This window comes from Streptomyces sp. NPDC032721, assembly GCF_055579625.1.
The window spans coordinates 1-10,495 of the sequence record NZ_JBVIMX010000043.1 but is presented as its reverse complement, the minus strand read 5'-3'; the positions used below and the strand labels follow the sequence as shown (position 1 = coordinate 10,495).

Genomic DNA, 10,495 nt, shown 5'->3' with positions numbered 1-10,495 from the left:
ACGACGAGATGGACGACTTCGAGGAGGTCTGAGCAGCCCGGGCCAAGGGTTCCACGGTGGGGGGGGTGCGGGGCAGTCGCTGCCCCGCACCCCCTCCGCCTTACGTCTGCCGCCGCCCGCGCCGTTACGCCGTCGCCTCGGCCGGTGCCGGGCGCAGCAGCTCCGCGAGCCGGGTGGTACGCGGCTGGGCGGGGGCCTCGGCCACCGCGCGCGGCAGCGCCTGGTCCACTCCGTGCACCACCGACAGGTGCCGCTCGCCCCGGCCGAACGCCGTGTACACCCACGGGCGGTTCAGGGCCTGTGCCGCATCGCCAGGCAGCACCACGACCACCGCCGGCCAGCGCATCCCGGCCGCCTGGTGCGCGGTCAGCGCCCAGCCGTGCCGTACGGCCGAATCGACCTGCTCCTGCGGTACGACGACGGGCGTGCCGGCGCAGTCCAGGTGCAGCCCGTCCGCGTCCGCCCCCGTCACCGTGCCCGGCACGGTACGGCCCGGCACCGGGACGTACACGACACGGTCGCCCGCGTCGAAGCCGCCGAAGCGGCCGGGGCCGGGGTTGAGCCGCTGCTTGAGCGCCGCGTTGAGCGCCCGGGTGCCCGCCGAGCCGCCGTGGCCCGGGGTGATCACCTGGGTGTCCTCGGGCGGTACGCCGATGGCGCGCGGCACCGAGTCGGCGACCAGCTGGACCGTACGGTGCACGGCCTCGCCCGCGTCGCGCACCGGCACGATCACGACCTCCTTGCCGGGTGCCTCGACCTGGTTCAGCTCGCCGATGCCGATGCCGGACACCAGCTCGCCGATCGGTCCCGGATCCGGCGTGCGCGAGGCGATCTGCGGGCAGGCGCGGGCGCTGAGCACGTCCGCGAAGACCTGGCCGGCCCCGGCCGAGGGCAGCACCCCGGGGTCGCCGCTGAGCACCAGCCGCGCCCCGTCGGGCAGCGCCTCGACGAGCACCGCACCGGTCTCCACGTCGAGCTGGGGCGCGTCGAGCACCACCAGCAGATCCAGGGCGAGCGCCCCGTCCGCGTCCCGGCCGGGGCCCTCGGCGCCGGACAGCAGCCCGGCGAGGGTGACGGCCCCGGCCGCCGCGTCGGGGGCCCGGTCCGCGAGGCGGGCCCGTCCGTTGGGGCTGTGGGTGGCGGCGAACGCGCGCAGACCGAGACGCCGGGCCACCCCGAGGAGGGCGGCCGGTTCGGCGCGGGAGGCCTCGCCACCGGTGTGGGCGACCAGACAGTGGCCGGCCACCGCACGGACCAACTCACCGGCGGAACCCGGGAGTTCGGCCCACTCCTCGGTGCTGTCCACGGGGGAGTTCACCAGCCGGGCGAGTCCCTCGGCGAGGCTCTCCTCGGCCATCGCGTACCGGTCGAGGCCGAGCAGGGCGGGGACGGCCTCGGCCGCTTCGGGCCCAGGGGCCTCCGCCTCGTCCGTGCCGTCCGGTGCATCGGCCTCTTCTTCGTCCACTTCCTCGTCCTGGAGGGACAGGGCGACGCCCTCCGCGACGGCATGGGCGACCGCCTCGGCCGGGTCCGGCACGCCGTGCCCCGCGAGAGCGGTGCACACCTGCTCCGTCGCGACGGCGGTGTGCCCCTTCAGCGCGGCCCGCTCCAGGAGCCAGCCGACCAGGGCCGCGGTCCGCCGCCCGTCGTCAGGACCGCACTGCGCGCCGAGCAGCGCGCGGGCGTAGCCGTCGGCCTGCTCGGGCCGTACGCCCGGTACCGAGAGCAACTGCCAGGGGTCCTCGCGCAGCAGCTGGGAGGCCTGCTCGCCGAGCCGTGCGGCGACCCCGGCCGCGAGTGCCTCGGGAGCACCGCCCGCACTCAGCACGCCCCGTACGTCCTCGACGGTCTCCGGGGCAGCCGCAACGGCGGGCGCGCTCTGTGCGGGCACGGGGGCCGGGGCGGCGACCGGCGCGGCCTGCGCGCGCGGGGGCGCGGGCGCCGGTGCGGGCTCCGGGACGAACGCGGTCGCGGGCTTGGCGCCGCTCTCCACGGCCCGTACGGCGGCCATCAGGTCGGCGGCCCGCCCGCTCAGCTTGGTTCCGGCGGAGATGTCCGCCTTCTCGGCCTTCCGCTTCTCGATCTTGGCCCGGAACTCCCGCTGGGCGGCCAGCTCGGCCTCGGCCTCGGAGAGCTGGGGCACGGCGGGGGCGTCGGCCGCGTCGGCAGCGGCCTCGGCACCTTCGGAGGTCTCGGCCCCGGCGTCGGCCCCGGCAGCCTCGGGCGCGTCGGCCCCGGCCTCGGCGCCGACAGCCTCAGGTGCCTCGGCTTCGGCAGCCTCAGGTGCGTCGGCCTGCTGGTCCGGTGTCCCGGCCGCCGGGGCGGATTCGGGGTCGTCCGGGGGGACGGGGGTCTCCCCCCGGGGGTGCGCGGTCACAGCGTGCTCCAGTCCTGATCGGGATAGCGGTGCACGGGCGCGGACACGTCGTCCAGCGCTCGGCGGATCTCATGGGGAAGACTAAGCGCCTCCACTGACAATGCCGCCGCGAGCTGCTGCGCGTTGCGCGCGCCGACGATCGGGGCGGCCACGCCGGGTCTGTCCCGTACCCAGGCCAGCGCCACCTGCAGCGGAGTGGTCGCCAGGCCTTCGGCGGCCGTCGCGACCGCGTCCACGATGCGGCCCGCCGCGTCGTCCAGGTACGGGGCGACGAACGGCGCCAGCTGCTCGGAGGCGCCGCGCGAGTCGGGCGGGGTGGAGTGCCGGTACTTGCCCGTGAGCACGCCCCGGCCGAGAGGGGAGGACGGCAGCAGGCCGATCCCGAGGTCCAGCGCGGCGGGCAGCACCTCGCGCTCCACGCCCCGCTGGAGGAGCGAGTACTCCAGCTGCGCGCTTGCCAGCCGGGTCCGCGTGCCGGGCGCCGCCAGCTGCCAGGTGGCGGCCTTCGCGAGCTGCCAGCCGCAGAAGTTGGACACCCCCGCATAGCGGGCCCGGCCGCTGGTCACGGCGATGTCCAGGGCCTGGAGGGTCTCGTCGAGCGGGGTGCCGGGATCGAAGGCGTGCACCTGCCAGAGGTCCACGTAGTCCGTGCCGAGCCGCTCCAGCGAGGCGTCCAGGGCGGCCAGCAGGTGGCCGCGCGAGCAGTCGAAGCGGCGGTCCGGGTCGGGCACGCTGCCCGCCTTGGTGGCGATGACCAGGTCCCGGCGCGGAACCAGGCGTTCCACCAGTTGCCCGAGCACGTACTCCGCGTCGCCGTCCCCGTACACGTCGGCCGTGTCGACGAGACTGCCGCCCGCCTCCCAGAACAGCTTCAGCAGGTCCGCGGCGTCGTGCTCGCCGGTGTCCCGGCCCCAGGTGAGGGTGCCCAGACCGATTCTCGATACGCGCAGGCCCGTGCGGCCGAGGTGCCTCTGCTCCATGGGCGGGAGATTACTGGTCCACACGTCCGTCCGAAGGGGGCCTGTGGACAACCCTCGGCTGACGGCGCGCGGGCTCGCGGGTTAGAGTCCGCGCACCAGGACGTTACTGATCGGTAAATACGTGTGAGGGAGCGACGCATGAAGCTCGGGATCAACCTCGGCTACTGGGGAGCGGGCATGGACGGCGACAACCTCGCCGTCGCCAGGGAGGCCGACCGGCTCGGCTACGCGGTCTGCTGGGCCGCCGAGGCGTACGGCTCGGACGCCCCCACCGTGCTCTCCTGGGTGGCCGCCCAGACCGAGCGCATCGACATCGGCTCCGCGATCATGCAGATCCCGGCCCGCCAGCCCGCCATGACGGCGATGACCGCCGCCACCCTGGACTCGCTCTCCGGCGGCCGCTTCCGGCTCGGCCTCGGCGTCTCGGGACCGCAGGTCTCCGAGGGCTGGTACGGCGTGAAGTTCGACAAGCCGCTCGCCAGGACGCGCGAGTACGTCGAGATCGTCCGCAAGGCCATGACCCGCGAGCGCCTCAGCTACGAGGGGCAGCACTGGACGCTGCCGCTGCCGGACGGGCCCGGCAAGCCCCTCAAGCTGACCGTGCACCCCGAGCGCGAGACCATCCCGCTCTACATCGCCGCGATCGGCCCCAAGAACCTGGAGCAGACCGGCGAGATCGCCGACGGCGCGCTGCTGATCTTCCCCTCCGCCGAGCACCTGGAGGAGACCGCGCTCGCTCCGATCAGGGCCGGCCGCGAGAAGGCCGGCAAGACCCTGGACGGCTTCGACGTGTGCCCGACGCTGCCGCTCGCCGTCGGCGACGACGTGACCGCGCTGGCCGACATGTTCCGCCCGTACACCGCCCTGTACGTCGGCGGCATGGGCAGCGCCAAGCAGAACTTCTACAACCAGCTCGCCCGCCGCATGGGCTACGAGAAGGAAGCCGCCGAGATCCAGGAGAAGTACCTCTCCGGCGACAAGAACGGCGCGGGCGCCGCCGTCCCGCACCGGCTGATCGACCAGACCACCCTGCTCGGCCCGGTGGACCGCATCGCGGACCGGATGAAGGAGTACGCGGCGGTCGGCGTCACCACCCTCACGGTCGCCCCCGCGGGCTTCACGCTCGACGAGCGGATCGCGGCACTGAGGGCGGGCACGGAAGCGATGGAGCGCGCCGGGCTGGCATGACACCGGCCGGGCGCAACCAGCCTGTTCCGTACGGGAGTTGAAGTCAGCGGCCGTGGTGGGGGCTCGGGGGTCTTCCCCGCCACGGCCGTCATCCAGCACAACGCGCGGACGGCCGGTCGGTTACGCCCTGCGAAGGGATTGCACGCTCCTCCATGCGGGCGACTTGTCCGTCGTACCTGTTGCCTCCCGGTCCGGCTGGCACTTCACTCGATGCATCGAGTGCGGCACGGAGGGTGCTCGGACCGGTGCGTGGAGGTGACAGTGGTGCTCTCTGCTCGGAGTCTCTTCCAGGAAATCCTCGACAACGACGAGTCGTTCCAGCTGTTCTGTTCGGTCGCCGCCAGCGGCGAGTCGCAGGGCGGCTGGGAGAACGGCCGCATCGCCGCGCTCGTCCCCGCCGCCATGAGCGACCTCGCCCCCAAGATCACCCGGCACGGCGCCGACGAGGACAAGCACGGCCGGCTCTTCCGCGCCCTGCTGCGCAAGCGCGGCCTCGACGAGACCGAGGTGCCCCTGGCCCTCGACTACACCCTGCTCCTGGAGCGCGCCGGAATCGGCCTCGCGCACAGCAAACTGCGCGCCGACACCACGCTCACCGAGGAGGACATCGTCGTCTACCTCGCCCACAGCAGGATCACCGAGCAGCGGGCCGCCGACCAGATGGACATGCTGGTCACCCATTTCGGCGACCACCCCGAGGCGGGCAAGTCCATCCGGATGATCTGCCACGACGAGGAGAACCACCTCGCCTACTGCCAGGAGGAGCTGCTCCGGCTGGCCGCCCTCGGCCACGGCCGCACCATCCAGCGCGTCCTGCACGAGTGCGCACGGGTGGAGATCGCCGTCTACCGGGACGTCAGCCTCGCCGTGATGGCCAGGATGGGCGAGCTGCTTGGCTGGCCGCGCCCCAAGTCCACCCTGCTCGCCACCGGCATCCGCCTGATGTACCTGTACGAACGGCTCATCGGCTGGCGGAAGATGGTCACACTGACCATGCCCGAGCGCAGGGGAGCGATGAACGGGCCCGGGGAGCAGGAGGTCTGACCGCCCGGGATCAGAGCCAGCCGCGCCGCTTGAACAGCCGGTACAGGCCCACCTCGCACAACGCCATGAACGCCAGCACCGCGTAGTACGCCCACCACCACTTCAGCTCCGGCATGTGATCGAAGTTCATGCCGTAGACGCCCGCGACCATCGTCGGCACCGCGGCCATCGCCGCCCACGCCGAGATCTTCCGCATGTCGTCGTTCTGCCGTACCCCCATCTGCGCCAGATGCGCGGAGAGGATGTCGGACAGCAGCCGGTCCAGGCCGTCCACCTGCTCGTTCGCCCGGGTCAGGTGGTCGCCGACATCGCGGAAGAACGGCTGCGCCTCGTCGTGCACGAACGGCAGCCCGGGGCTGGCCAGCCGTTGCAGCGGCTGGGTCAGCGGGCCGGTCGCCCGCCGGAACTCCAGCACCTGCCGCTTGAACGTGTAGATCCTCCCGGCGGTGCCCTTGGTGTCACCGCCCTGCGGGGCGAAGACCTCCGCCTCCAGCTCCTCCAGGTCGGTCTGGAGCTCGGCGGCGACCTCCATGTAGTGGTCGACGACGGCGTCGCACACCGCGTACAGCACGGACGTCGGACCGTGCGCGAGCAGGTCGGGATCGGACTCCAGACGGGACCGTACGGCGGCCAGCGGCGCGCCCTCGCCGTGCCGCACGGTCACCACGAAGGAGTCGCCGACGAACACCATCAGCTCGCCGGTGGTCACCGTGTCGCTCTTCGGCTCGTACACGACCGGCTTGAGGACCACGAACAGCGAGTCCTCGTACACCTCCAGCTTCGGCCGCTGATGTGCCGACAGGGAGTCCTCGACCGCCAGCGGGTGCAGCCCGAACTCGTCCGTGACGAGGGCGAATTCCTTCTCCGTCGGCTCGTGCAGCCCGATCCACAGGAACCGGTCCTGGGCCGAGCGCGCCTCGGCGAGGGCGTCGGAGAAGTCGGAGGGGCCCTCGGTGCGGCGGCCCTCGCGGTAGATGGCGCAGTCGACGATCACGGCGTGCATTCTCCCCGGCTCGTGCCCGCGACGCACCCCGGTGCGCCTGTCCGCCTGTGGCCCCCGGTGTCCTTCCGCCTACGCTGAGGGGCATGGCCACGCTGATTCTTCTGCGGCACGGACGTTCCACCGCCAACACCGCCGGGCTGCTCGCGGGCCGGACGCCCGGTGTCGCCCTCGACGAACACGGCGCCGCACAGGCCGCCGCCCTGCCCGCCAGGCTCGCCGGACTGCCCCTCGCGGCGGCCGTCAGCAGCCCCCTCCAGCGCTGCCGGGAGACCCTGGCGCCGCTGCTCGAAGCCCGCCCCGAGCTGCCCCTGCACACCGAGGAGCGGATCAACGAGTGCGACTACGGCGACTGGTCCGGGCGCAAGCTCGGCGAGCTCTCCGACCACCCCCTGATGGACGTCGTCCAGCGGCACGCCTCCGCCGCCGCCTTCCCCGGCGGCGAGTCCCTGCGTGCCATGCAGACCCGCGCGGTGGACGCCGTACGCGACTGGAACGCGACCGTCGACGCCGAGTACGGCGACGACTCGATGTACGTCATGTGCTCGCACGGGGACATCATCAAGTCCCTCGTCGCGGACGCCCTCGGCATGCATCTCGACCTCTTCCAGCGTATTCACGTCGATCCGTGTTCCCTGACGGTGATCCGCTACACCAGGCTCCGGCCCTTTCTGGTGCGCCTGGGCGACACGGGGGACCTGACCTCGCTGGCCCCGCGGCCCGGCGCCGACAGCGCGGGCACGCGGGCGGACGACGGGGAAGCGGCGGTGGGCGGCGGCGCGGGAACACCGTGATCGCCGTGCACAGTAGGGTGGTCGCGCAGTAAACCATTCGCCGCGCACCCTCCCTCGCGCCGGATGGCAGTCCCCCTGCCCCACCCCCCTTCCCAGACCCCGAAGCGATGGAGATCAGGACGTGTCCCGTCAGGTGTTCCTCTACGACCCTCCGGAGCGTTTCGTGGCCGGTACGGTCGGGCTGCCTGGCCGCCGCACCTTCTTCCTCCAGGCGTCCGCGGCCGGCCGGGTCACCAGCGTCTCCCTGGAGAAGACCCAGGTCGAAGCGCTCGCCGAACGCATCGACGAGCTGCTCGACGAGGTGGTGCGCCGCACCGGCGGCAACGCCCCCGTCCCGGCCGTCGCCCCCGCCGACGTGCACGACAGCGCCCCGCTGGACGCCCCCGTCGAGGAGGAGTTCCGGGTCGGCACCATGGCGCTCGCCTGGGACGGCGAGGAACAGCGCATGATCGTCGAGGCGCAGGCCCTGGTCGAACTGGACGTCGACACCGAGGAAGACCTCGCGGAGGCCGAGGAGCGGCTGCTCCAGGACGAGGAGAACGGCCCGCCGATGCTGCGCGTGCGGCTCAGCGGCGCCCAGGCCAGGGCGTTCGCCAAGCGCGCCCTGGACGTCGTGAACGCGGGCCGCCCGCCGTGCCCGCTGTGCAGCCTGCCGCTCGACCCGGAGGGACACGTATGCCCGCGCCAGAACGGATACCGGCGGGGCCTGTGAACCCCGTGACCCCGGTACCGGGCGACCCCCTGACGCTCCTCGCGAAGGGCGAGCTGAAGGTGCTCGGCCAGGTCCGCGCAGCGTCCAACGCGGTGCTCTACTGCGAGATCTCCTACGAGGGCGACAGCGCCAAGTGCGTCTACAAACCGGTCGCGGGCGAACAGCCCCTGTGGGACTTCCCCGACGGGAACCTCGCCCGGCGCGAGGTCGCGTCGTACGAGATCTCCGAGGCGACCGGCTGGGGCCTGATCCCGCCGACGGTGCTGCGCGACGGCCCGTACGGCGAGGGCATGTGCCAGCTGTGGGTCGACGGCGACGCCGAGGCGGGCGGTGCCCTGCTGGCCCTCGTCGAGGACGAGGAGCCCGGGGACGGCTGGAAGCCGGTGGTGCTTGCCGAGGTCGAGGAGGGCCGCACCGCGCTGCTGGTGCACGCCGACGACGTACGGCTGCGACGGCTCGCGGTGCTCGACGCGGTGATCAACAACGGGGACAGGAAGGGCGGCCACCTGCTACCCGCCGGGGACGGCCGGCTCTACGGCATCGACCACGGCGTGACCTTCCACGTCGACGACAAACTGCGCACGCTGCTGTGGGGCTGGGCCGGGGATCCGCTGCCCGACGAGGCCGTGTCGGTCCTGGCGAAACTGGCCGCCGACCTCGCGGACGGGGAGCCGCTGGCCACCCGACTGGCCGAACTGATCACGGCCGCCGAGCTGGACGCGGTCCGCGCGCGGGTGGCCTCCATGCGGGAGTCGGCGGCGCATCCGGAGCCGAGCGGGCAGTGGCCGGCGATCCCGTGGCCGCCGGTGTGAGGTCCTGCCCCGGGGGTACGGGTGGGTGCAAGACGGCCTAATCGGCCAAGATCCCGGTCCGGTTCGTAACCGGAACATGCATCCGGTTACGCTCGCTACATGCATGCCTGGCCCGCTTCCGAGGTCCCCGCCCTGCCCGGCAAGGGCCGCGACCTCCAGATCCACGACACTGCGACCCAGGGGTTGGTCTCACTCGACCCCGGTCCCGTCGCCCGTATCTACGTGTGCGGCATCACGCCGTACGACGCGACCCACATGGGTCACGCGGCGACCTACAACGCGTTCGACCTCGTACAGCGCGTGTGGCTCGACACCAAGCGGCAGGTCCACTACGTCCAGAACGTCACGGACGTCGACGACCCGCTCCTTGAGCGCGCGATCCGCGACGGCATCGACTGGACCGGCCTCGCCGAGCGCGAGACCGCCCTTTTCCGCGAGGACATGACGGCCCTGCGGATGCTGCCCCCGCAGCAGTACGTGGGCGCCGTCGAGGCCATCCCCGGCATCGTGCCGCTCGTCGAGCGGCTGCGGGACTCGGGCGCGGCCTACGAACTCGAAGGCGACATCTACTTCTCCGTGGAGGCCGACCCGCACTTCGGCGAGGTCTCCGGGCTCGACGCGGAGGCCATGCGCCTGCTGTCCGCCGAGCGCGGCGGCGACCCGGACCGTCCGGGCAAGAAGAACCCGCTCGACCCGATGCTGTGGATGGCCGCCCGCGAGGGCGAGCCGAGCTGGGACGGCGCCTCGCTGGGCGCCGGGCGGCCCGGCTGGCACATCGAGTGCGTCGCCATCGCCCTGGAGCACCTGGGCATGGGCTTCGACGTGCAGGGCGGCGGGTCCGACCTCGCCTTCCCGCACCACGAGATGGGCGCCTCGCACGCCCAGGCGCTGACCGGCGAGCACCCGTTCGCCAAGGCGTACGTGCACGCCGGCATGGTCGGCCTGGACGGCGAGAAGATGTCGAAGTCCCGGGGCAACCTGGTCTTCGTCTCGAAGCTGCGCCGCGACGGGGTCGACCCGGCCGCGATCCGCCTCGCCCTGCTCGCCCACCACTACCGCGCCGACTGGGAGTGGACCGACCAGGTCCTCGCCGACGCGGTGGCCCGGCTCGGCCGCTGGCGCGCGGCGGTGTCGCGCCCCGACGGCCCGTCAGCCGAGGCCACGGTCGAGGCGGTCCGCGAGGCCCTCGCCAACGACCTGGACGCGCCTGCCGCGCTGGCGGCGGTGGACGAGTGGGCCGCTTCGCAGGAGACGGCGGGGGGCACCGAGGAGGGCGCGCCGGGCGTCATCTCCCGCACGGTGGACGCGCTGCTGGGCGTAGCCCTGTAACCGCACCCCACCCCAAGGCCCCGCCGCTGAACTCCGCTGCGCGGGGCCTTCCCCCACCCCGCCCCTTCCCGAAACCGCTCCGCGGGGCGGGTTCGGATGCGCGGGTTGTGTGTGGCTGGCCGCGCAGTTCCCCGCGCCCCCGGGTGCCTGGGGGCGCGGGGAACTGCGCGAGCAACCACACTCGACCCGCTGCTAACAACCCCTGGCCCCGCGGAGCGGTTTAGGGAAGGGGCGGGGAGGGGCACAGCCCGCCGCAGGC

At 73.2% G+C, this 10,495-nt stretch carries 9 protein-coding genes; 6 read left to right on the top strand and 3 right to left on the bottom strand.

The features are described from left to right. Nucleotides 1–124: 124 nt before the first annotated feature. Together ACZ5PB_RS42340 and ACZ5PB_RS42335 are read right to left on the bottom strand one after the other, a co-directional pair. Complete coding sequence (locus tag ACZ5PB_RS42340; protein WP_468698967.1) at nucleotides 125–2,377, bottom strand: helix-hairpin-helix domain-containing protein; 2,253 nt, start codon at nucleotides 2,375–2,377, stop codon at nucleotides 125–127. Beyond that, complete coding sequence (locus ACZ5PB_RS42335; protein WP_468698966.1) at nucleotides 2,374–3,357, bottom strand: aldo/keto reductase; 984 nt, start codon at nucleotides 3,355–3,357, stop codon at nucleotides 2,374–2,376. Before ACZ5PB_RS42335 ends, ACZ5PB_RS42340 begins: the two co-directional genes overlap by 4 nt. A 138-nt stretch (nucleotides 3,358–3,495) precedes the next feature. On the opposite strand from ACZ5PB_RS42335, the gene ACZ5PB_RS42330 reads away from it, so the two are divergent. Together ACZ5PB_RS42330 and ACZ5PB_RS42325 are read left to right on the top strand one after the other, a co-directional pair. Then, entirely contained in the window at nucleotides 3,496–4,545 is a 1,050-nt protein-coding gene (locus tag ACZ5PB_RS42330; protein ID WP_468698965.1) for an LLM class F420-dependent oxidoreductase, read from the top strand. Between the two features lie 264 nt (nucleotides 4,546–4,809). Next, the gene (locus ACZ5PB_RS42325; RefSeq protein WP_468698988.1) at nucleotides 4,810–5,589 is read left to right on the top strand and encodes a ferritin-like domain-containing protein; all 780 of its coding nucleotides are present in this window, start codon (nucleotides 4,810–4,812) and stop codon (nucleotides 5,587–5,589) included. Between the two features lie 10 nt (nucleotides 5,590–5,599). Here the strand turns inward: ACZ5PB_RS42325 and corA are convergent, their stop codons facing one another. Beyond that, complete coding sequence (corA, locus tag ACZ5PB_RS42320; RefSeq protein WP_468698963.1) at nucleotides 5,600–6,592, bottom strand: magnesium/cobalt transporter CorA; 993 nt, start codon at nucleotides 6,590–6,592, stop codon at nucleotides 5,600–5,602. 83 nt (nucleotides 6,593–6,675) lie between these two features. On the opposite strand from corA, the gene ACZ5PB_RS42315 reads away from it, so the two are divergent. The 4 genes from ACZ5PB_RS42315 to mshC all read left to right on the top strand — a co-directional run bounded on the left by ACZ5PB_RS42315 (nucleotide 6,676) and on the right by mshC (nucleotide 10,236). Next, complete coding sequence (locus ACZ5PB_RS42315; protein WP_468698961.1) at nucleotides 6,676–7,383, top strand: MSMEG_4193 family putative phosphomutase; 708 nt, start codon at nucleotides 6,676–6,678, stop codon at nucleotides 7,381–7,383. Nucleotides 7,384–7,504: 121 nt separating this feature from the next. Then, nucleotides 7,505–8,095, top strand: coding sequence for a DUF3090 domain-containing protein (locus ACZ5PB_RS42310; RefSeq protein WP_389253601.1), 591 nt, complete (start codon nucleotides 7,505–7,507; stop codon nucleotides 8,093–8,095). Beyond that, on the top strand, nucleotides 8,059–8,907 hold the full coding sequence (locus tag ACZ5PB_RS42305; protein ID WP_468698960.1) for an SCO1664 family protein: 849 nt from the start codon (nucleotides 8,059–8,061) through the stop codon (nucleotides 8,905–8,907). The genes ACZ5PB_RS42310 and ACZ5PB_RS42305 overlap by 37 nt, the downstream gene beginning before the upstream one ends. A gap of 99 nt (nucleotides 8,908–9,006) precedes the next feature. Continuing rightward, complete coding sequence (mshC, locus tag ACZ5PB_RS42300) at nucleotides 9,007–10,236, top strand: cysteine--1-D-myo-inosityl 2-amino-2-deoxy-alpha-D-glucopyranoside ligase (RefSeq protein ID WP_468698958.1); 1,230 nt, start codon at nucleotides 9,007–9,009, stop codon at nucleotides 10,234–10,236. Nucleotides 10,237–10,495: the final 259 nt, after the last annotated feature.